Origin of the sequence: Dactylosporangium sp. NBC_01737, assembly GCF_035963215.1 — a bacterium.
GTDB lineage: Bacteria > Actinomycetota > Actinomycetes > Mycobacteriales > Micromonosporaceae > Dactylosporangium.
The window spans coordinates 6,196,415-6,216,302 of sequence record NZ_CP109153.1; the positions used below are offsets into that span (position 1 = coordinate 6,196,415).

A 19,888-nucleotide genomic window follows, 5' to 3' on the forward strand; every position below is an offset into this window, starting at 1 on the left:
TTGCTACGGCGAAATCCGCTGCACCAGACCCTCAGCCGACCCGGCGACCACGAGCGTGCCGGTCGTGGCGTCCACCGCGACCGCGATCGGCAGGCGTGGTGTGGGGTGGCGGGTGACTTCGCGCGGGGTGCCGCCGGTCAGGTCGTAGCCCACCACCTCGTTACGTTCCGTGAGGGTCACCCAGAGGGTGCGGCGGGTCGGGTCGTAGGCGGCGGCGTACGGGGAACCGGGGACCGGGAACCGCTGCCGCAGGATGAGCGGGCCGGTCTCGAACGCCAGCAGCTCGCCGTCCCTGGCGTCGATGACCAGGAACCGGCCGGCGCCACCAGCGGCGCCGGGATCCCCGGGACCCCCGGAGCCCCCGCCGCTCACGCTCACGGCGCCGTCGCCGGCGCGGAGGCCCTCCTTGCGGGTGCCGGACGCGGCGTCGTACACGGTGAGTGACGTCTGCGACGGGTCCAGGACGGCGAGCAGGTCACCCGCGACCGCGACGCCGCCGGGCCGGCCGCCGGGGTGCAGCGTGCGGGTCACGGAGCCGGTCGCCGAGAGGATGATCACGTCTCCGAGCGCCGGGACGGCGACCGCGGTCCACCCGGACGGGTGCACGGCGAGGGCAGTGCCGGCGGCGGGCAGCGACCACCGTGACACCACAGTGCCGTCGACGACGGTCAGCACCGTGCTGCCGGACAGGGCGCGGAACCCGCGGTCGGGCAGGGCGGCCACGGCCAGCACCGGATCCGGCACCGGCACGGACACGCCGCGTGCGCCCGCGGCGTCCAGCAGTACCAGCGCGGACGCCAAGCCGACGGCGGTCCCTCCAGCGCCTGCGGCCACCGCCAGCGGTGGACCACCTACCGGGACCACCGTCCCGGCAGGGGAGACGGACGGCACCGGCGCCCAGGTGGGAGTGGGGACGGTCGCGTCCGGGCGGCTCACCGGAGCGCCGGCGTCACAGCCGGCGGCCAGGAGCGCGACGAGTACCAAGGACAACCACGCGACACGGATCATGATCGGGTAATTATGTCTGGCGCTCCGGATAGCCCGACGTCGGAGCCGACACGTCGTCCAGGGCGGCGCGGATCTCGCGCGGCAGGTCGATCTCCTCGGTCTGCAGGGCGCCGAGGAGCTGGCCGACGGTGCGGGCGCCGAGGACCGGCGCGACGACGCCGGGGCGGTCGCGGACCCATGCGAGCGCGACCTCCAGGGGCGACACGCCGAGGCCGCCGGCGGCCGTGGCGACCGCCTCGACGATGCCGGCGCAGCGGTCGTCGAGGTACGGGGCGACGAACCGCTCGAAGTGCGGCGACGCGGCGCGCGAGTCGGCCGGGACGCCGCCGCGGTATTTGCCGGTCAGCACGCCGCGGCCGAGCGGTGACCACGGCAGCAGGCCGATGCCCAGGGCGGAGCAGGCGGGCACGACCTCACGCTCGATACCGCGTTCGAGCAGCGAATACTCGACCTGGGTGGAGACCAGCGGGGCGCGGCCGGGCCACGCCGCCTGCCAGGTCGCGGCGCGGGCGGTCTGCCAGCCGGAGAAGTTCGACACACCCGCGTAGCGCGCACGGCCGGTCTGCACCGCCGTGTCCAGCGCGCTGAGCGTCTCCTCCAAGGGGGTGTCCGGGTCGTAGCCGTGGACCTGCCACAGGTCGACGTGGTCGGTGCCGAGCCGCTCCAGGGACGTGTCCAGGGCGCGCAGCAGGTGGCCGCGGGAGCCGTCGCGGCGGCGGGCCATGCCGGGTCGCAGGCCGGCCTTGGTGGCGATGACCAGCTCGTCGCGGGGCACCAGCCGGCCGACGAGGGCGCCGATCACCGACTCCGCCTCGCCATCGGTGTAGACGTCGGCGGTGTCCAGCAGCGTGCCGCCCGCGTCGCGGAACGTCTTGAGCTGGGCGGCCGCGTCGTCGGCGTCGGTGTCACGGCCCCAGGTCATGGTGCCGAGGGCCAGCCGGGATACCGCCAGCCCGCTACGGCCTAGCGGTCTCTGCTGCATGCATGGAACGATACGGCCGGATCCCACCGAAGGCGGGTAGGTGGGCCCCCGGCTACCCTTGGTGCCGCCCCGTGCAGGGTCGCACGGGGGACCCTGGGAGGCATTGTGCGACTCGCGTTGAACCTCGGATATCTCGCCGCGTGGAATGAACCGGCCGGCCACCTGGCCCTCGCGCAGGAAGCCGACCGCCTCGGTTTCTCCTGCGTGTGGGTCGCGGAGGCGTACGGGTCCGACGCCCCGTCGATGCTCGCCTGGTTCGCGGGGCAGACGGAGCGCATCGAGCTGGGCTCGGCGGTGTTCCAGATCCCGGCGCGCACGCCCGCGATGGCGGCGATGACCGCGGCCACGATCGACAAGCTGTCCGGCGGCCGGTTCCGGCTGGGTCTCGGCGTGTCGGGGCCGCAGGTGTCCGAAGGGTGGCACGGTGTCCGGTTCGGCAAGCCGCTGCAGCGCACCCGCGAGTACATCGACATCGTCAACCTCGCGCTGACCCGCAAGACCGTCGCCTACGACGGCCAGCACTACCAGCTGCCGCTGCCCGACGGCCCCGGCAAGGCGCTGAAGCTCACCCTGCACCCGACGCGCGACCACGTCCCGGTGTACCTCGCCGCGGTCGGCCCGAAGAACCTGGAGCTCGCCGGTGAGGTTGCCGACGGGTGGCTGGCGATCTTCTTCTCCCCGGAGTACGCGACGGAGTCGCTGAAGCCGATCGAGGCGGGCCGCGCCAAGATCGGCAAGACCATGGAGGGCTTCGAGGTCTGCGCCGGGGTACCCGTGGTGATCGGCGACGACCCGCAGATGTGCGCCGAGCTGGTCCGGCAGTACGCGGCGCTGTACGTCGGCGGCATGGGCAGCCGCGAGCAGAACTTCTACAACGCACTGGCGACGCGGATGGGGTACGGCGACGCCGCCCGCGAGGTGCAGGACCTGTACCTGGCGAAGAAGCACCGCGAGGCGGCCGCCGCGATCCCGTTCGAGTTCATCGACCGCACGTCGCTGCTGGGGCCCGTCGAGCGCGTTGCGGAGCGGCTGAAGGCATACAAGGAGGCCGGTGTCACCGAGCTCGCGACGCTGATCTTCGGCGACCACGAGTACGGCACCCAGACGCTGCGGCAGCTGAAGCAGGCGTACGACATGGCAGGCTTGTCCGCGTGACAACCGTTCTCCTGCTCCGCCACGGCCGCACCACCACCAACGCCAGCGGGATCCTCGCGGGGCACCAGCCGGTCGGGCTCGACGAGGTCGGGCAGGCCCAGGCCCGCGCCGTCGGCGAGCGCATCGCGGACGCGAAGCTCCCCCTCGCCGCGGTGGTGTCCAGCCCGCTGCCGCGCTGCCGGGAGACCTTGTCGCTGGCGTTGCCCGATTTTTCCGACATCTCCATCGATGACGGAATCGTCGAGTGCCGGTACGGCGACTGGACCGGACGGCCGCTGAAGGACCTGGCGAAGGAGCCCTTGTGGGCGACCGTCCAGGCGCACCCCTCGGCGGCCGTGTTCCCGGGCGCCGAGGGCGAGTCGATGGCCGTGATGTCGGCCCGGTCCATCGCCGCGGTCCGCGGCTGGGACGCGAAGCTGACCGAGTCGCACGGCGCCGACGCGGTCTGGCTCGCCTGCAGCCACGGGGACATCATCAAGGCGATCGTCGCCGACGCCCTCGGCATGCACCTGGACCTGTTCCAGCGCATCGCCGTCGAACCCGCATCGATCACCGTCATCCGCTACACGCCGCTGCGGTCCTTCGTCCTGCGGATGAACGACACGGGGGGAGATCTGGCACCGTTCGTGCCGAAGGTCGACGACGAACCGACATCGGACGCGGCCGTCGGGGGCGGTTCGGGCGGTTCTGTGTGATCTTGCAGCCTGCTGTGCGCGGAGGCCGAAACGTGCGGATAGAGTTCTAGCATGAGCGGTCCGGAGCGAAGCGGAGGAGCCGCGAATCGGCGGCTCAGGTTGAGCTCACGCCGGCGCCGGAGCGTAGCGGAGGTGACGAAGTGAGCCACCAGGTGTACGCGTTCGAGCCGCCGGAGCGGTTCGTCGCGGGGACCGTGGGTGCGCCGGGGGAGCGGACCTTCTTCCTGCAGGCGCGCGGTGGGGGGCGCCTGGTCAGCGTCGCCCTCGAAAAGGTGCAGGTGACGCTCCTCGCCGAGAAGCTCGAGGAGCTCCTGCTGGAGGCGCAGCGCCGCTTCGGCGTCGACCTGCCCGAGACCGCTGCCGTCGACACCAGCGACAACGAGCCGCTCGACACGCCCCTCGACGAGGAGTTCCGGGTCGGCACCCTCGGGCTCGCCTTCGACGTCGAGACCGCCACCGTCGTCATCGAGGCCATCGCCGTCGGTGACGAGGAGGTGGAGGAGGTCGAGGAAGAGGACGACGACGAGCTCACCACCGCCGACCGCGACCGGCTGCGGGTCCGGCTGACACCGCAGGCGACCCGCGCGTTCATCGACCGGGCCAAGCGGGTCGTGGCGTCCGGCCGGCCGCCGTGCCCGCTGTGCGGCCAGCCGCTCGACGCCCGCGGGCACCTCTGCCCGCGCCACAACGGCTACCGCCGGTAGTCACCGTGCCGGCACTGCCCCAGGACGAGGCGCTGGAACTGCTCCGCCACGGCACCATGGAGCTCGAGGGCCGGCTGATGGACGCGTCCAACGCGACGCTGCGCGCCGTGATTACGCACGGCGCGACCGTCGCCCGGTGCGTGTACAAACCCGTCAGCGGCGAGCGGCCCCTGTGGGACTTCCCCGACGGCACCCTCGCCGGCCGTGAGTACGCGGCCTGGCTGCTGTCCGAGGCCACCGGCTGGTCCGTGGTCCCGCCGACCGTCCTGCGCGATGGGCCCCTCGGCGCCGGCATGGTGCAGCTGTGGATCGACGACGAGCAGCAGTGCGACGACGCGATCCTCGGGTTCGTCCCCGCCGGCAAGGTCCCCCGCACCTGGAAGCGGATCCTCACCGCCCGCGACGAACGCGGCCGCCCGTTCGTCCTGGCCCACGACGACGACCCGCGGCTGGCCCGCATGGCGGTCTTCGACGCCGTCGCCAACAACGCCGACCGCAAGGGCGGGCACATCATCGACATGGTCGACGGCCGCGTCCACGGCGTCGATCACGGCATCTGCTTCCACGCCGAGGACAAGCTGCGCACCATCCTGTGGGGCTGGGCCGGCGAGCCGCTGCCGGACGAGGCCGTCGAGGTCCTGGAGAAGCTGCGCGCCCAGTACACCGCCGGGCTCGCCGAGGCGCTGTCGGAGCACCTGACCGCCGCCGAGGTCGGCACCGTCGCGCTGCGCATCAATCAGCTGCTGCGGGCCAAGCGCTACCCAGCGCCCGACGAGGACCGGCACGCCATCCCATGGCCGCCAATGTGAAACGCTGTCTACGCTAGGTTCGTCACACCTGTTTCCCCCGTGTTTCCGCACCTGCGCGCGGATAGTCTTGGCGGATGGATTCATGGTCGGCACCGGCGGTGCCCACGCTGCCCCGCACCGCTGCCGGTGCGACCACGCTCGCCCTGTTCGACTCGGCGCGCCGCGAGATCGCGCCGGTCGACCTCGCGGGCAGGCCCGCCACCATGTACGTCTGCGGCATCACCCCGTATGACGCCACCCACCTCGGCCACGCCGCCACCATGATCGCCTTCGACACGGCCAACCGGGTCTGGCGCGACGGCGGCCACGACGTCGACTACGTGCAGAACGTCACCGACGTCGACGACCCGCTGCTGGAGCGCGCTGCCCGCGACGGCGAGGACTGGGTCGTCCTTGCGATGCGCGAGACCGCCCTGTTCCGCGAGGACATGGAGGCGCTGCGGATCATCCCGCCGAAGCGGTACGTCGGCGCCGTCGAGTCCATCCCGCAGATCGCCCGGCAGGTGTCCGCGCTGCTGGCCAGCGGCCACGCGTACGTGCTGGAGGACGGCACCGGCGACGTGTACTTCAGCGTCGCGACCGCCCCCGGCTTCGGCGGCGAGTCCAACCTGTCACGCACCGAGATGCTCCGCCTGGCCGCCGAGCGCGGCGGCGACCCGCAGCGCCCCGGCAAGCGCGACCCCCTCGACCCGCTGCTGTGGCGCGGCCTGCGCGAGGGCGAGCCCGCCTGGGACGGCGGCGACCTCGGCCCCGGCCGCCCCGGCTGGCACATCGAGTGCACCGTCATCGCCCAGAGCCTCCTCGGCGACACCATCGACGTGCAGGGCGGCGGCAACGACCTGCTCTTCCCGCACCACGAGTGTTCCGCCGCGCACGCCGAGGCCCTCAGCGGCAAGGCCCCGTTCGCCTCGCACTACGTGCACGCCGGCATGATCGGCCTCGACGGCGACAAGATGTCCAAGAGCAAGGGCAACCTCGTCTTCGTCTCCCGCCTCCGCGCCGACGGCGTCGACCCGATGGCGGTCCGCCTCGCCCTGCTCGCCGACCACTACCGCAACGACCGCCAGTGGACCGACGACGTGCTCAAGACCGGCCAGCAGCGGCTGTCCCGGTGGCGGGAGGCGGCGAAGGCCGGCATCGGCCCGTCCGGGATCGAGCTGCTCGAGCAGCTGCGTGAGCGCCTCGCCGACGACCTCGACACGCCCGGCGCCCTCGCCGCCGTCGACGCCTGGGTCGACGCGACCCTCGCCGACGCAGGCGAGGACCGCGACGCCCCCGCCGTGCTGCGCCTGTCCGTCGACGCGCTGCTGGGCATCAAGCTCTAGGCCGTCGCGGTTGCAGAATTGCGTGGGCGGCCGGCCTGATCGCCGCGCCCGGGGACCGTCGGACGTCCCGGGCCGCCACTGGCGGAGGCCGCCCGCCCACGCTCACGTCCATCCCGCTCGACATGTCCACCGGGCAGTTCCTGACGGGCGACCCCGGGCAGACCGCAGGCTGGGACGGCTTCCAGCAGTACCGGGACCAGGTGCTCGGCGACCGCTGACGCCACGGCCGCTCACGGTGTGCGGGCGGCCATGATCGCTTCGAGGAGCGCGGCGGGGCCCGGAGGGTCGGGTGGGGTGCCGTACAGGGCCGCGCTGATGTGGCGGCCGCCGCCGGGGAGGGGCACCGTGCGTACACCTGCCGAACGATGCGCACGCAGCGCCAGGTCCGGCAGGATCGTCACGCCGAGGCCGGCCGCGACCAGGGCCTGCACGGCGACGTAGTCGTCGGTGGTGAACGCGATCTGCGGCGCGAACCCCGCCGCCGCGCACCGGCGGACCAGGCTCGTGCGGCACCGCTCGCAGCCGCCGATCCAGCGCTCCCCGGCGAGGCCGGCCAGGTCGCGGGTCTCGCCGGGCGCGGTGACGAGGTGCAGCGGCTCGTCGAACAGCGGCGTCAGCCGCACCCCGTCCTCCGCGGCCGGCTCGTCGAAGGAGAAGATCACCGCCAGGTCGACCTCACCGGCCTTCAGCAGGCGCAGCGCCGCCGGTGGCTCGGCCTCGACCAGGCTCAGCGCGACCCCCGGATGCGCCTGCGCGAACCGGGCCGCCGCCACCGGCACGAACGACCCCAGCGCTGAGGGGAACGCGGCGAGGCGCACCCGACCCGCCGTCAGCCCGCTCAGCGACGCGAGCTCCGCCTCGGCCGCGTCGAGCCGCCCCAGGATCTCCTCCGCGCGCTCGGCGAGCAGCCGCCCGGCGGGCGTGAGGCGCACCCCGCGGCCGACCCGCTGCAGCAGCCGCGCGCCGGTCTCCGCCTCCAGGCGGGCGAGGTGGTGACTGACCGACGGCTGCGCGTAGTGCAGCGCCTCCGCGGCGGCGGTGACCGAGCCGTGCCGGGCGACCGCGAGGAGCACCCGCAGGCGCGTCACGTCAAGCATCGATCCCACCTATGTGATTCCACGAAACTGTGCATTGGATTTATATATGGTACGGGGAGCAGGCTGGACGCATGATCACCCTCAACGATGTCCTGCGTGCCCGGCGACTGCTCGCCGGGCACCTGCCGCCGACGCCCTCCTGGTCGTATCCGCTGCTGGACGAGGCCGCGGGCCGCACCGTCGTCGTCAAGCACGAGAACGCGCAGCCGACCGGGGCGTTCAAGGTCCGCGGCGCGCTCAACCTCCTCGCCGGCCTGGACCGCGGGCAGCCGGTGGTCACGTACTCGACCGGCAACCACGCCCGGTCCGTCGCGTACGCCGCCCGCGCCTTCGGCATCCCCGCGCACGTCGTGATGCCGGCCGGTGCCGCCGGGTTCAAGGTCCGCGCGGTCAGGGCGCTCGGCGCGACGGTGACGCTGCACGGCGCGGACATGTCCGAGGCCGAGGCGCACGCCGCGACCCTCGGCGGGCGCCTGATCAGCCCCGGCGACGAGCCCGCCGTGATCGCCGGGGTCGGCACCGCCTACCTGGAGCTGTTCGAGCGCCACCCGGACCTGGACACGGTCGTGGTCCCGGTCGGCAGCGGCACCGGCGCGGGCGCCGCCTGCGTCGTGGCCGCCGCCGTCGCGCCCGGCTGCCGGGTGATCGGCGTGCAGTGGCCGCCGCGCCGGCCGCGCACGACTCGTGGCGGGCCGGCGCCTGCGTCCGCCGCGACAACCGCACCCGCGTCGACGGCCTCGCCACCGGCCGCGGGTTCGAGCTGCCGCAGTCGCTGCTGCGGGAGCGGCTCGCCGACTTCGTCCTCGTCGACGACGACGCCATCGACGCGGCCCGCGGCGTGCTCGCCGGCGCCGCGCACACCCAGGCGGAGGGCGCCGGCGCCGCGGCCCTCGCCGCCGTGCTCGCCCGTCCCGACCTGATGGGGTCGTCGGTCGCCGTGATCCTCACCGGCGGCAACGCCACGGCCGCCGAACTGGTCGCCCCGCGGGTGTGACGCAGGACACCGTCCGGCGCGCGAAACCGACCGTTCGCCGATCCGTACCCCCGCCGGTCAGCGGCCGGGCATTTGATCAGGTTACGTCGATCTGCTGGGCCACCCGCCAGGCCCGCACCCCCGTGAAGGAGGTCTGCCGTGACCGGTCCCGAAAGGCCCGCCACCCCCCGGGCCGCGGACAAGAGCCCGTGGAACTGGCTGCTGTTCATCCCGATCGTGCTGCCGCTGGTCACCGTCTGGTACAACGCCGACAGCCCCAGGCTGCTCGGGTTCCCGCGGTTCTACTGGATGCAGCTCGCCATCATCGCCGTCGGCGTCGGCACCACGACGCTCGTCTACCAGATGACGAAGCGGAAGTGACCGGCCATGTGGCGTGACCATCAGCTCGAGATCGCAATCTTCGTCATCCTGTTCCTCGGTGTCAGCGCGATCGGCTTCGTCGCCGCCCGCTGGCGCCGCCCCACCGACCTCAACCACCTCGACGAGTGGGGCCTCGGCGGCCGCAACTTCGGCGGCTGGATCACCTGGTTCCTCATCGGCGGCGACCTGTACACCGCGTACACGTTCGTCGCGGTGCCCGCGCTGCTCTTCGCGGCGGGCGCCGCCGGCTTCTTCGCCGTGCCCTACACCGTCATCATCTATCCGCTGGTGTTCCTGGTCCTGGTGCGCCTGTGGTCGGTCTCGCACCGGCACGGGTTCGTGACGCCGGCCGACTTCGTGCGGGCCCGCTTCCAGTCCCCGACGCTCGCGCTGCTCGTGGCGATCACCGGGATCGTGGCGACGATGCCGTACATCGCGCTGCAGCTCGTCGGCATCGAGTCGGTCCTCAAGACGATGGGCGTCACCGGCTCCGGCACGATCGCCCGGCACCTGCCGATCATCGTCGCGTTCGCGATCCTTGCCGCGTACACCTACTCCAGCGGGCTGAGGGCGCCGGCGCTCATCGCGTTCGTCAAGGACACCCTGATCTACATCGTCATCCTGGTCGCGGTGTTCTACCTGCCGTACAAGCTCGGCGGCTGGGGCGCGATCTTCGACGCCGCCGACGCGAAGTTCGACAAGTCCGCGCCGGTCACCGACGGCATCCTGCTCAACGCCAACAACCAGCTCCAGTACATCACCCTGGCGCTGGGCTCGGCACTGGCGCTGTTCCTCTACCCGCACAGCATCACCGGCGTCCTGGCCAGCAAGAACCGCGACGTGATCAAACGCAACATGTCGGCGCTGCCGGCGTACTCGCTGCTGCTGGGCCTCATCGCCCTGCTCGGCTACGCCGCGATCGCCGCCGGCGTCACGCCGCTGAAGAACCCGAACGGCACCAACGACAACAACACCGTCGTGCCGCTGCTGTTCGACAAGCTCTTCCCCGACTGGTTCGCCGGCGTCGCCTACGCCGCCATCGGCATCGGCGCCCTCGTCCCCGCCGCGATCATGTCGATCGCCGCGGCGAACCTGTTCACCCGCAACGTGTACCGCGAATACCTGCGCCGCGACGCCACCCCGTCGCAGGAGGCCACCGTGTCGAAGGTGACCTCGCTGCTGGTGAAGGTCGGCGCCCTGGTCTTCGTCGTCTTCGTCGACCCGCAGTTCTCCATCGACCTGCAGCTCATCGGCGGCGTCATCATCCTGCAGACCCTGCCGGCGGTCGCGCTGGGCCTGTTCACCCGCTGGTTCCACCGCGGGGCGCTCATCGGCGGCTGGATCGCCGGGATGGGCCTCGGCATGTGGATGCTCTACCAGATCCCCAACGCCGCCACGAAACGCGCCCACTTCGGCGGCTCGGCGTTCCCACTGAAGGAGTTCGGCTTCGACTCCACCAAGACGATCTACGTCGGCTTCGTCGCGGTCGCGGTCAACCTCGCCGTCGCGGCGCTGCTGACCCTGATCCTGCGGGCCACGTCGGTCGCCGACGGCGGCGACGACACCAGCCACGCCGACTACTTCGCCGACGAGGGCGACCCGCGCGCCGACACCGCCCACCCGTCCACCACCCCGGCGACGAAGGAGGTCGCCCCCGACCCGATCACCTGAGCGGGCCCGTCAGGGCAGCGTGTCCGCCAGCCTGCTCAGCAGGCCGTGCAACAGCTCCCGCTCATGCCCCGGCAGCCCGCCCAGCAGCACGTCCTCGACCGCGTCGACCTGTTCACGGAGCCTCGTGAGCAGGTCGACGCCGTCGGCCGTCAACGTCACCGTGTTCCGCCGGCGGTCCCCGGGGTCCACGGCCCGCTCCACCAGACCCCGGCGCTGCAACAGATCCACGACCGCGACCGTGTTGCGCGGGTCGACCCCGATCAGCGCACTCACCCGCTGCTGATGCACCGGCCCCACGTGCCCGAGGCTCATCAGCACCGCGAGATGATGCGGCGCGAGCTGATGCTCGGCCAGCATCCTCGCCCACCGGCGCCGCGACTCGGCGCCCAGCCGCGCCAGCAGATACCCGGTGCTCGCGTCGGGTCGCTCCTCCACGGCCATGACCCTAAGCGAGGAAGGTCATGACCCATGTTCATCCGACCGTAGACTTTCCGCCGCCGTTTCGCAGGCGGCCACCCACCGGAACCGGTAGGTGGCCGCCGCGTGCACCGCCGTCAGGGGGTGACTGCGGTCCAGGTGCTGTCGTCCTGGACGTTGCCGAGCGTGACACCCTGAAGGATCTTCTTCATCTCGGTGTCCGGCAGCCGCTTGCCGCTGCTGACCTGGATGTTCACACCGTTGACCCACCGGTTGCAGAACCCGTCACCGCAGCTCAGCCCGGGCGACGGCTGCTGGTTGGAGTTCGCCGCCGGCACCACGAAGATCTGGAAGCTGCCGGGCGGGTCGTTGCCGTCCTCGCCGCCGAACGGCTCGCTCAGCCCGGTCGTCGGCAGCGCCGGGTTGCTGAACACCAGCCCCGCATAGTCGCCCTCCCTGGCCGATGCGATCCCGTTGAGCCCGGGCATCGCGTGCACCGAGACCTCAGCGAGGTGATACCCGGCCGGCACGTAGCTCAGCTTGACCGGCAACTTCGCCGGCGCCGGGGTGATACCGGGCAGCCCGGCCGCCAGATCCCGCAGATCCTTCGCGGACGGGAACGCCGCGTCGTCGGAGCTGGCGCGCAGCACCGCCCACGCGTCCGTGGCGTACTGCCACGCCAGGGTCCGCCGCGCCGCCCAGCCGTGCTCCTGGTCGTTGACCTCGAGCCCCGGCCGCCCGCCGACGGTCACCTGCTGCGCGCCCGCCAGCTTCGACGGGTCGTACGCGCCGGCCCGGTACACGGTCAGGTACGCGTACAGGTTCGGCCCGCCCACCGCCGGCGCGTTCGGGTCGACGGGCTTGTCGTTGGTGATCAGGCCGTCCGCGTACACCGAGGCGAGCTGGTACGCCGTCGACACATCGATCGGCTTCTCCACCCGCAGCTTGCCGACCCGGTACCCGCCGAACGTGAACGTGAACGGCTCCGCCGTCGCCGCCACCGGCTGCTGTTTCTGCTGTTGCTGCGCCACCTCGGCGCCCGGCGTCCCCTCCGGCTTCCCGGTCAGCGCCGGCACCGCGACCACGGCCGCGACGACCCCCAGCACCGCCACCGCCGCCGTGCCCGACGCGGCCCAGCCGAGCCGGCGCCGCCGCTGGACACGCCGGCCCGACGCGAGGAGCTCGTCAGCGCCGTACCGCAGCGGCGGCGGCTCCGACGTGGCCAGCTCCACCAGGTCCTGCATTCGCATGGGTCCACTCTCCGAGTTCTGACGGTTCATCCAAGACCACGCCTCCGGCGGCGAGTGCCGCCCGGAGATTCGCCAGACCTCTGGTCGTCTGGCTCCTGACCGAAGCGGCCCGGACACCGAGCACCTCCCCGGCCTCCTCGGCCGTCATGCCGAGGTAATACCGCAGCACCAGCACCGCCCGCTGCCGCACCGGCACGGCCTGCAACGCCGCCCGCACGGTCATCCGTTCGTCGGTGGTGCCGCTGTGATCGACCTGCGTGACGTCGGGCACCTTGTCCCCGGCCGCCCGCTCCCGCCGCCACCACGGCCGGCGCGTCTCGTCGATCGCCGCCCGCACCACCATGGTCTGCGCGTACAGGTCCGGCCGATCAAGCCGTGACCAGCGCGGATACAGTTTCGTCAGGGTGTTGGCCACCGCGTCCTCCGCGGCGTGCCAGTCCCCGCACGTGACGTATGCCAGGTTCCGCAGCGACGCCATCCGCGACGCCACGAACTCCCGGAACCCGTCCGGATCCTCTGCTTTCAACCGGCCGCTCCCTCCACCGCGGATAGAACGGTCGCCGCCCATCCGAACGCTGCACGCCCCCAGAAACTTTTTTGAACCGCCCGGGCGTGCCCCGCCACCATCCCATGCGGGCAACAGACCCTGGTCGCACTACAAACGCATCCTGGCGCCGGACGGAAGAATGGTCATGATCGGCGGCGAGAAGGCCGGACGCATCGCCGGTCCGATGACCCATGCCGGGCGAGTCATGCTCAGAGCGATGTGGGGCGCGCAGAAGGCGAGTTCTTTCATCGCCAAGCCCAACCGTGCGGATCTGCTGTTCCTCGCCGGACTGCTCGGCAGCGGAAACTCCGCCCCGTCGCGGCCGGCGCCTACGACCTCGAACAGACCACAACGGCCCTCGCCGAGTTCCACGCAGGCCACATGCCGGGAAAGCTTGTCATCCGCTCCACTCCTTCGCACACCATCACAACCTGACGACGCCAGCGTTTCGGCAGCGCCGAGCGACGCTCGCAGCCGACCCGGGCAGAATTGGGCGATGATCGGTTACTGGGACCCGCTGCTCACGGCCCGGCGGCTCGTCGAGGGCCTCAGCGAGCCCGCCGAGCAGCTGTTCACGGGACGCTGGGAGCAGCGGAACTGGCGCAACGTCCCAGGTCCGTTCTACGCCGGCGAGACCGACAGTCTGGCCATCGGGCGGCTGGACGCACCGGGTCACATCGCCTACGACGACGACCTCGGAAACGGGTTCGGATCTGAGTTCATCTACCGGCAGCCGGTGAACTACCGCGAAGTTGAGGCTGTGGTCAGCGGCTGCCAGTTGGAGCTGTACCGCGGCTACAACTGGGACGGTGACGAGCACTGGACCGCGCATGCCGTCCGCGAGTGGTGGCGGGGCCGGGACCGGGTGCGGAAGTGGGCCGTTGCGATAGCCGCGGACTGGGGTGCCGACATCCACCCAGGTTGGGGCTTCAACGCCGCTGCCAGGTTCGCCGGCCACTACCACGATGCCGCCCAGGGTCACCGGGACTTCGTCGCCTACCTCGATGACGGCCTGGAGGGGTACCTCCGCGGCTACCTGTTCTGGCTCGACCACCATCGTGGGCCCCGGGCCGGCGAAGCAATTCCCCGCCTCTGACGTCATCGGCCGACCGCGTTTCAACCCGGGCCATGGACGTGCGCCGGGCGCCCGGTGACGCGCAGGAGGCGCCGAGGCCTCCTGCACGTCCGGTGGTCAGCTGCCGGAGCGCTGCGGCCTGCGGGTCTTCGTGCCCGGGATCGGGGCCTTTGTCCTGGTGACTGCGGCGAGGCCGTGCTGCTGGGCGTTGCCGCCGGCGGGGGACTTCGACGTCACGTTCGGCACGGTGAAGTTCTCGGTGTACTCCACGTACTTGAACACGCCGGGCATTGAGATGGCGTTGCCGCTGCCGGAGCAACCGGAGCGGACAGGATCAGGATGGCGGCCCGGTCACTGTGAGCTGGTAAGTGGCTGTCCACCCGCCGCCGCCGGACGTGCTGGCGCGACGGTGAAGGTGTACGTGCCCGGCCGGCAGTTCGGCGCTGCCAGCAGCGTGAGCGTCGCGGGGTTTCTGGCGCTCACCGTGCCCGGCGTGAACGTGGCTGTGACACCGGCCGGGAGTCCTTGCGCGCTCAGCGTCGCCGTGCCGCTGAGATCGTTGAACGGGACCAGGTGCACGGTCGTGGTCGTGGACGCACCTGGGGTGACGGTGCCTGATGCCGGGTTCAGTGCGATCTTGAAGTTGCCGGCGGGGGTCACGGTCAGTTGGTACGTGGCTGCCTGCACCGTGACGGCGGCGGCTTTGTCGGTGGCGGTGACCGTGATCGGATAGGTGCCGGCGGGGCCGCCGGCCGGGTTGTGGAACGTGATGGTGGACGGGCTGCCCACGCCGATGGTGGCGGAGGTCAGGGTGGCCGTCACGCCGGGCGGCAGGTCGCTCACCGCGAGTTCCGCCGTGCCTGTGTAGCCGGCCGCCGAGGCGAGGCTGACCTGGGTGCTGATGTCGCCGCCGGCGGCGAGCGTGCCCCCGGCCGGGCTCAGTCGGACGGTGAAGGGCGGCTTGACGAGTGCCAGGTAGTGGCTTTGACCCGCGGCAATGGCGGTCACATCGGTGAGGCCGACCGCCACCGGCGCGACGAACGCGGCGAGCACCGCGGCCGTGCGCACGAGCAGACCGCCGAAGGTGTACGACGTGGCGACGCGGTCGTCATCCATGGTCGTGCATTGCCCGCAACGCCGGAGCATTATTCGCCCCGTCAGGAACCCCGGCGGCATTCAGGTCATTGACCGGTCCCAGCGGTGTCCCCCGCCCGGCGACGACAGTGAGGAGCTGATGGTGGGCGCGAAGACGGCGATGCTGGCGTACGCCGACGGCGAGGTCGTGCCGGTGCTGCAGCACGCGACGTCGGCCGACGCCGGCGCGGCGGCTGCCGTTGTGCGACGGCTCTGGCCTGATTGCAGGCGCTGACGACGACGCCCCGGACGACCGGGTCGACGCCACCGAGATCGAGATGCACGGTTTCACGGTGGTGGAACGCCGCTGAACGGCACGTGGACCGACCGGTGGGTGCCGGCGTCACTGCCCGGACGGGGCGGCCCGCTCAACGAGCATGACGCTGCGCTTCCTGGCCTCGAACTCCGCCGGGCTCAGGGCGCCCGAGGCCTGCTGCTCGGCCAGCTGCCGGATCAGGGCGACCCGGTCGACCGCCGGCTCCGGCTCGGAGCCGGCCAGGTCGGCCTTGAGCACGTCGAACTCCTCGCGTGTGAGCGCCCCGGTGCTCCGCAGATCGTTCAGTGCCTTCAGCCGCGACCCGGGGCCGCGGACGGCACCCACCGGACCGCCTCGCCGCCGGGCACCGTTCTTTGTCCGTCGTGACCCGCTGCCGTCTCGACCCCGCTGCCGGAAGAGCTGCACGATCCCGACGATCCCGACGGCCAGGCCCATCGGAATGAACACCGCGGCCGTGATGGACGCGCCGAGCTTCGAGTCCGGTGGCATCGACGGTTGGGTGAGCACCTTGACCAGCATGGCGGCGCCGCCCCCGGCGAAGCCCGCCGTCCACAGGACCTGCCCGGCGCCCGGTTCGACGAAGACCCGTCTGCTCACGAGCATGCCCGCAACCCACAGGATCGCGCCCGCCACCGGCAGCCAGAACCATGCCGCCGAGCCCTCAGGGCAGGGGCGTGCGATCGCGTACGGACCACCCGACGCGCAGCTGCCGATGTCGAGCACGTGGTTCAGCCCGAGGCCCAGCAGCATGATGCCGGTCAGACCGATCACCAGGCTCGCGAGCTCACGCACGACCGTCTTCATCCACGCTCCCGGAAACGATCGGCCGCGACGATCGCACGCCGCGCCAAGGATGGCATCGCGGTGAGCGGCGTCCTGTCCGGAAGCCGACCGCTCCGGGGGCTGTCAGTAGGCGCAGAGCGCCTGGACGGTGGTCTGGCCTGTCGGTGTGCCGGTCATCTCGACCGTCCAGCTGCGCTCGCCGAACGGATAGACCGTCTGCAGGAAGTACGGGCCGGAGTCGGTCAAGGACCCTCCGCCGCCCACCGAGTACACGTACTTGTCCGGTGGGCACTCCTGCGTGTCGCCCTGCGCGGCGATCGTGCCGTAGATCGCGGCGCCGCTGATCCGGTCGGCGCAGACGGCGTACGCGGTGACGCCCCAGTCGAGGGCGAATCCGTTGGCGTCCTCCCGGCCGGTGGCGCGGGCGATGTCCAGTGGGGCCGCCAGGCGGGACAGCTGCAGGCCGACCTGGTGGTCGCCGTTGGTGATGGCGGCACCGCCGCCGATCGCGAGGGTCGAACCGGGGCAGTCCGCGACGGCCTGCTTGAACACCGTCGAGGACTCCGTGGTGCTCGCCGAGACGATGCTGTAGTTGTCGAGTTCGTCCACGTCGGCGCAGATCGCGTACACGACGAACTGCCACTCCGACGCGTACCCTGTGTCCGGCTCCTCGGCCGTGGCCGAGTAGTAGTCGTTGTTGCCGGCGCTGCCGCGCACCGGGACGAGGCGGGTCAGCCTGACCTCGTCGCTGCCACCGCTCACGCGGGCCCCACCGCCGATCACGTGGGTGCCCGCCGGGCACGACGCCGACCGGGTCTGCGTCGAGTTCGAGTTGTGGCGGTCGTCGTAGTCGTCCAAGGTCGTCGCGACCAGCACGACATCGAGCCGCCCGTAGGCGAACGCCGGTGTGGCCGCGACGGCCTGCGTGACGAGTTGGGCGGCCGCTATGACCGACACCGCGAACGTGGCCCGGCGTCGGCGGCCCCGCAGTTGCATCACCATGATGGCTCCCTGGCGGTAGACGTTGGTGGCGCTCCAGCGCTGACGGCGATGAGCGCGCCGGAGCGATGCGCCGAGAATCGGCCACGCAGGCGCCCACCCAACAGGTCAAACGGTGCACAGCAGCTATCCAGAACCCGACCGACACCTGACCACGGTCCTGCCTACCTGGCGTCCAGGATCAGGCCCTGCCATGGCCAGAGGCCGGTTCGTGCTCGCAAGCTACAAACGCTGCCAGACAAGCGATCCGGTATTCACCACGGAGATCCGCCACGCTGTCGTCAGCACCCCGCCGGCCCGGTCCTCCGCAGCGCAATCATGCCCGGCAGGGGACCCGTCACGTTCGTAGGTTTCGGTGTCGGGCAACACGGGCGAACAGGAGCCGCAACACCGCCGGACCCGCGAGTGCGAATGCCGCCCGGTGCCGAGGTGCCGCCCTCAACCGAACGCCGCCCGCAGCAGGTCGCGGGTCGCTCAGCCGAGGGCCAGGTCGGGCTCGTCGGAGGGCAGGCCGGCCCGGACGGCAGGGATCTTGTACTCCTCCGTCAGCGACGTCATCGGGCCCGGCCATGCGGCCTGGGCTACCTCGATCGGCCGGTGCTCCGCGTCATAGGCGATGTGCAGCAGCACCAGCACCGGCGTGTCGGGCCGGATCTGCAGCAGCTCCGCCTCCTCGCGGGTCGGGAGCCTGGCGCTGACCTGGTCCTTGGCGCTCGTATACCGCCGCCCCAGCTCCGCCTCGACCTCCTGATAGAGAGGCCGGTCGAACACGTCGGGCCGCTCGATCGAGGTCCCGCGCACGTCGGCCGGGCGGAACCATGAGGCGCCGACCTCGACCGGTGCGTCGCCGGTGCGGACGAGGTGGCGGCGGACCAGCAGCGGCACGCCGACGTCGATGCCGAAGCCCTCGGCGACGTCGGCGGGGCAGGGCATGACGCCGACCTGCATCAGGTGCTGGCGATATCGCGCGGCCAGCTCGGCGTGGTAGCCGCGCTCGGCGCCATAGCGGCCCCGGGACAGCCGGTTCATCCGGCGCTTGGTGCCGCGGACGAACGTGCCCGAACCCGGACGGGTGATCAGCAGGCCTTCGATGCGCAGCTGGTCGATCGTCCGCTGGACGGTCTGCTTGGCGACGCCGAACTGGGTCGCGAGGGCCGGGATGGAGGGGAGGCGCTCGCCGGGTGCCCAGTCGCCGCGGTGGATGCGGGCCCGGAGCTGCGCGGCGATCTGCCGGTGCGGGAACTCCGCCGCTCCAGGGTTGATGGTCATGATGCAAAGCCTAGCCTCCTAGGATGCTCGGCGCAAGCGGATCCGCACCACAGGAACTGCCACATGATGGGAAGTGGCTACTGAGCTATGGGAGAGGGCCTCGTACTGTGGCTGCATGCAGGTGACTCAGTCCGCGAAGCTGGCCAACGTCTGTTACGACATCCGCGGACCGGTCATGGCCGCCGCCAAGCAGATGGAGGCCGAGGGCCACCACATCCTGAAGCTCAACATCGGCAACCCCGCGCCGTTCGGGTTCGAGGCGCCGGAGGAGATCCTCCAGGACGTCATCTTGAACCTGCCCTCGGCGCACGGATACGGCGACTCCAAGGGCCTGCTGTCCGCCCGGCGCGCGGTCGTGCAGTATTACCAGCAGAAGCAGGTATACGGCGTCGACATCGAGGACGTGTACCTCGGCAACGGCGTCTCCGAACTGATCGTCATGGCGTTGCAGGCGCTGCTCGACAACGGCGACGAGGTGCTGATCCCCTCGCCGGACTATCCGCTGTGGACCGCCTCCGTCAGCCTCTGCGGCGGTCGCGCCGTGCACTACATCTGCGACGAGACCAACGACTGGATGCCCGACGTCGACGACATCGCCGCGAAGGTCACGCCGCGCACCAAGGCGATCGTCATCATCAACCCCAACAACCCGACCGGCGCCGTGTACTCGCGCGAGATGATCGAGCGGATCACCGAGGTGGCCCGCCGCCACAACCTGCTGATCTTCTCCGACGAGATCTACGACAAGATCCTCTACGACGACACGAAGCACGTCTCGACCGCGGCGGTGGCCCCGGACCTGTTCACGCTGACGTTCAACGGCCTGTCGAAGGCGTACCGCGTGGCCGGCTTCCGCACCGGCTGGCTCGTGCTGTCAGGTCCGAAGCAGCACGCGAGCAGCTACATCGAGGGCCTCGACATCCTCGCGAACATGCGACTGTGCCCCAACGTGCCGACGCAGCACGCCGTGCAGACCGCGCTCGGGGGGTACCAGAGCATCAACGACCTCATCCTGCCCGGCGGCCGGCTGCTCGCCCAGCGGGACAAGGCGTGGCAGATGCTCAATGACATCCCGGGCGTGTCGTGCACCAAGCCGATGGGCGCGCTGTACATGTTCCCGCGCATCGATCCCGAGGTGCATCCGATCAAGGACGACCTGCAGTTCGCGCTGGACCTGCTGCGCAAGGAGAAGCTGATGGTCGTGCAGGGGACCGGCTTCAACTGGCACAACCCGGACCATTTCCGCATCGTGACCCTCCCGCGCGTGGCGGACCTTGAGGACGCGATCGGGCGCATCGGCCGGTTCCTCAGCACCTACCGGCAGGTCTGAGGGGTCA

The 19,888-nt window shown here is 71.4% G+C and carries 23 protein-coding genes; 11 read left to right on the forward strand and 12 right to left on the reverse strand.

Annotation, left to right across the window (positions count from 1 at the left end; translation table 11 throughout):
• Positions 1-3: 3 nt before the first annotated feature.
• Together OHA72_RS27860 and OHA72_RS27865 are read right to left on the reverse strand one after the other, a co-directional pair.
• Positions 4-1,008 carry a YncE family protein gene (locus tag OHA72_RS27860; protein WP_327010754.1) on the reverse strand — a complete coding sequence of 335 codons (1,005 nt, stop codon included), beginning with the start codon at positions 1,006-1,008 and terminating at the stop codon, positions 4-6.
• 10 nt (positions 1,009-1,018) lie between these two features.
• The gene (locus tag OHA72_RS27865; protein WP_327010755.1) at positions 1,019-1,990 is read right to left on the reverse strand and encodes an aldo/keto reductase; all 972 of its coding nucleotides are present in this window, start codon (positions 1,988-1,990) and stop codon (positions 1,019-1,021) included.
• Between the two features lie 105 nt (positions 1,991-2,095).
• Here OHA72_RS27865 and OHA72_RS27870 point away from each other — a divergent pair, with 105 nt between their 5' ends.
• The 5 genes from OHA72_RS27870 (at position 2,096) to mshC (ending at position 6,678) form a co-directional block, all read left to right on the forward strand.
• Positions 2,096-3,145, forward strand: a complete 1,050-nt coding sequence (locus tag OHA72_RS27870) for an LLM class F420-dependent oxidoreductase (protein WP_327010756.1) — start codon at positions 2,096-2,098, stop codon at positions 3,143-3,145.
• Positions 3,142-3,840, forward strand: coding sequence for a histidine phosphatase family protein (locus tag OHA72_RS27875; RefSeq protein ID WP_327010757.1), 699 nt, complete (start codon positions 3,142-3,144; stop codon positions 3,838-3,840). The genes OHA72_RS27870 and OHA72_RS27875 overlap by 4 nt, the downstream gene beginning before the upstream one ends.
• Before the next feature lie 140 nt (positions 3,841-3,980).
• A complete protein-coding gene (locus OHA72_RS27880; protein WP_327010758.1) occupies positions 3,981-4,544 on the forward strand; it encodes a DUF3090 domain-containing protein in 564 nt (187 codons plus the stop codon).
• A gap of 56 nt (positions 4,545-4,600) precedes the next feature.
• Complete coding sequence (locus OHA72_RS27885; RefSeq protein WP_327011674.1) at positions 4,601-5,353, forward strand: SCO1664 family protein; 753 nt, start codon at positions 4,601-4,603, stop codon at positions 5,351-5,353.
• 74 nt (positions 5,354-5,427) lie between these two features.
• Positions 5,428-6,678, forward strand: a complete 1,251-nt coding sequence (gene mshC, locus OHA72_RS27890) for a cysteine--1-D-myo-inosityl 2-amino-2-deoxy-alpha-D-glucopyranoside ligase (protein ID WP_327010759.1) — start codon at positions 5,428-5,430, stop codon at positions 6,676-6,678.
• Positions 6,679-6,908: 230 nt separating this feature from the next.
• Here mshC and OHA72_RS27895 read toward each other — a convergent pair whose 3' ends face one another.
• Complete coding sequence (locus tag OHA72_RS27895) at positions 6,909-7,775, reverse strand: LysR family transcriptional regulator (RefSeq protein ID WP_327010760.1); 867 nt, start codon at positions 7,773-7,775, stop codon at positions 6,909-6,911.
• 71 nt (positions 7,776-7,846) lie between these two features.
• Between OHA72_RS27895 and OHA72_RS27900 the strand changes: the two genes are divergently transcribed.
• The 3 genes from OHA72_RS27900 to mctP all read left to right on the forward strand — a co-directional run bounded on the left by OHA72_RS27900 (position 7,847) and on the right by mctP (position 10,800).
• On the forward strand, positions 7,847-8,695 hold the full coding sequence (locus tag OHA72_RS27900; protein ID WP_327010761.1) for a threonine ammonia-lyase: 849 nt from the start codon (positions 7,847-7,849) through the stop codon (positions 8,693-8,695).
• A gap of 212 nt (positions 8,696-8,907) precedes the next feature.
• The gene (locus OHA72_RS27905) at positions 8,908-9,129 is read left to right on the forward strand and encodes a DUF3311 domain-containing protein (protein ID WP_327010762.1); all 222 of its coding nucleotides are present in this window, start codon (positions 8,908-8,910) and stop codon (positions 9,127-9,129) included.
• 6 nt (positions 9,130-9,135) lie between these two features.
• A complete protein-coding gene (gene mctP / locus OHA72_RS27910; RefSeq protein ID WP_327010763.1) occupies positions 9,136-10,800 on the forward strand; it encodes a monocarboxylate uptake permease MctP in 1,665 nt (554 codons plus the stop codon).
• A gap of 9 nt (positions 10,801-10,809) precedes the next feature.
• On the opposite strand, the gene OHA72_RS27915 is transcribed toward mctP, so the two are convergent.
• From OHA72_RS27915 to OHA72_RS27930, 4 genes are all read right to left on the reverse strand, one after another.
• Complete coding sequence (locus tag OHA72_RS27915) at positions 10,810-11,235, reverse strand: MarR family winged helix-turn-helix transcriptional regulator (protein ID WP_327010764.1); 426 nt, start codon at positions 11,233-11,235, stop codon at positions 10,810-10,812.
• Positions 11,236-11,354: 119 nt separating this feature from the next.
• A complete protein-coding gene (locus tag OHA72_RS27920; RefSeq protein WP_327010765.1) occupies positions 11,355-12,467 on the reverse strand; it encodes a hypothetical protein in 1,113 nt (370 codons plus the stop codon).
• Positions 12,403-12,993 carry a sigma-70 family RNA polymerase sigma factor gene (locus tag OHA72_RS27925; protein ID WP_327010766.1) on the reverse strand — a complete coding sequence of 197 codons (591 nt, stop codon included), beginning with the start codon at positions 12,991-12,993 and terminating at the stop codon, positions 12,403-12,405. Before OHA72_RS27925 ends, OHA72_RS27920 begins: the two co-directional genes overlap by 65 nt.
• A gap of 129 nt (positions 12,994-13,122) precedes the next feature.
• Positions 13,123-13,386 carry a hypothetical protein gene (locus OHA72_RS27930; RefSeq protein ID WP_327010767.1) on the reverse strand — a complete coding sequence of 88 codons (264 nt, stop codon included), beginning with the start codon at positions 13,384-13,386 and terminating at the stop codon, positions 13,123-13,125.
• Positions 13,387-13,510: 124 nt separating this feature from the next.
• Here OHA72_RS27930 and OHA72_RS27935 point away from each other — a divergent pair, with 124 nt between their 5' ends.
• Entirely contained in the window at positions 13,511-14,110 is a 600-nt protein-coding gene (locus OHA72_RS27935) for a hypothetical protein (protein WP_327010768.1), read from the forward strand.
• 96 nt (positions 14,111-14,206) lie between these two features.
• Here OHA72_RS27935 and OHA72_RS27940 read toward each other — a convergent pair whose 3' ends face one another.
• Positions 14,207-14,371: a hypothetical protein gene (locus OHA72_RS27940; RefSeq protein ID WP_327010769.1), complete on the reverse strand. Its 165-nt coding sequence runs from the start codon at positions 14,369-14,371 to the stop codon at positions 14,207-14,209.
• A 69-nt stretch (positions 14,372-14,440) separates the two neighbouring features.
• Positions 14,441-15,265: a COG1470 family protein gene (locus OHA72_RS27945; protein ID WP_327010770.1), complete on the reverse strand. Its 825-nt coding sequence runs from the start codon at positions 15,263-15,265 to the stop codon at positions 14,441-14,443.
• A 61-nt stretch (positions 15,266-15,326) separates the two neighbouring features.
• Between OHA72_RS27945 and OHA72_RS27950 the strand changes: the two genes are divergently transcribed.
• Positions 15,327-15,458, forward strand: coding sequence for a hypothetical protein (locus tag OHA72_RS27950; protein WP_327010771.1), 132 nt, complete (start codon positions 15,327-15,329; stop codon positions 15,456-15,458).
• A gap of 108 nt (positions 15,459-15,566) precedes the next feature.
• On the opposite strand, the gene OHA72_RS27955 is transcribed toward OHA72_RS27950, so the two are convergent.
• The 3 genes from OHA72_RS27955 to OHA72_RS27965 all read right to left on the reverse strand — a co-directional run bounded on the left by OHA72_RS27955 (position 15,567) and on the right by OHA72_RS27965 (position 18,551).
• The gene (locus OHA72_RS27955; RefSeq protein WP_327010772.1) at positions 15,567-16,304 is read right to left on the reverse strand and encodes an SHOCT domain-containing protein; all 738 of its coding nucleotides are present in this window, start codon (positions 16,302-16,304) and stop codon (positions 15,567-15,569) included.
• Positions 16,305-16,406: 102 nt separating this feature from the next.
• On the reverse strand, positions 16,407-17,285 hold the full coding sequence (locus OHA72_RS27960; protein ID WP_327010773.1) for a hypothetical protein: 879 nt from the start codon (positions 17,283-17,285) through the stop codon (positions 16,407-16,409).
• A gap of 471 nt (positions 17,286-17,756) precedes the next feature.
• Complete coding sequence (locus OHA72_RS27965) at positions 17,757-18,551, reverse strand: GntR family transcriptional regulator (RefSeq protein ID WP_327010774.1); 795 nt, start codon at positions 18,549-18,551, stop codon at positions 17,757-17,759.
• 115 nt (positions 18,552-18,666) lie between these two features.
• Between OHA72_RS27965 and OHA72_RS27970 the strand changes: the two genes are divergently transcribed.
• Positions 18,667-19,881, forward strand: coding sequence for a pyridoxal phosphate-dependent aminotransferase (locus OHA72_RS27970; protein WP_327010775.1), 1,215 nt, complete (start codon positions 18,667-18,669; stop codon positions 19,879-19,881).
• Positions 19,882-19,888: the final 7 nt, after the last annotated feature.

Excerpts from the sequence above, each read along its gene's own strand:
- OHA72_RS27935 (WP_327010768.1), top strand. The coding sequence starts at position 13,511 with ATGATCGGTTACTGGGACCCGCTGCTCACGGCCCGGCGGCTCGTCGAG.
- OHA72_RS27955 (WP_327010772.1), bottom strand. The coding sequence starts at position 16,304 with ATGAAGACGGTCGTGCGTGAGCTCGCGAGCCTGGTGATCGGTCTGACC.
- OHA72_RS27865 (WP_327010755.1), bottom strand. The coding sequence starts at position 1,990 with ATGCAGCAGAGACCGCTAGGCCGTAGCGGGCTGGCGGTATCCCGGCTG.
- OHA72_RS27965 (WP_327010774.1), bottom strand. The coding sequence starts at position 18,551 with ATGACCATCAACCCTGGAGCGGCGGAGTTCCCGCACCGGCAGATCGCC.
- OHA72_RS27920 (WP_327010765.1), bottom strand. The coding sequence starts at position 12,467 with ATGCGAATGCAGGACCTGGTGGAGCTGGCCACGTCGGAGCCGCCGCCG.
- OHA72_RS27970 (WP_327010775.1), top strand. The coding sequence starts at position 18,667 with ATGCAGGTGACTCAGTCCGCGAAGCTGGCCAACGTCTGTTACGACATC.
- mctP (WP_327010763.1), top strand. The coding sequence starts at position 9,136 with ATGTGGCGTGACCATCAGCTCGAGATCGCAATCTTCGTCATCCTGTTC.
- mshC (WP_327010759.1), top strand. The coding sequence starts at position 5,428 with ATGGATTCATGGTCGGCACCGGCGGTGCCCACGCTGCCCCGCACCGCT.
- OHA72_RS27885 (WP_327011674.1), top strand. The coding sequence starts at position 4,601 with ATGGAGCTCGAGGGCCGGCTGATGGACGCGTCCAACGCGACGCTGCGC.
- OHA72_RS27860 (WP_327010754.1), bottom strand. The coding sequence starts at position 1,008 with ATGATCCGTGTCGCGTGGTTGTCCTTGGTACTCGTCGCGCTCCTGGCC.
- OHA72_RS27945 (WP_327010770.1), bottom strand. The coding sequence starts at position 15,265 with ATGCCGCCGGGGTTCCTGACGGGGCGAATAATGCTCCGGCGTTGCGGG.
- OHA72_RS27895 (WP_327010760.1), bottom strand. The coding sequence starts at position 7,775 with ATGCTTGACGTGACGCGCCTGCGGGTGCTCCTCGCGGTCGCCCGGCAC.
- OHA72_RS27900 (WP_327010761.1), top strand. The coding sequence starts at position 7,847 with ATGATCACCCTCAACGATGTCCTGCGTGCCCGGCGACTGCTCGCCGGG.
- OHA72_RS27960 (WP_327010773.1), bottom strand. The coding sequence starts at position 17,285 with ATGGTGATGCAACTGCGGGGCCGCCGACGCCGGGCCACGTTCGCGGTG.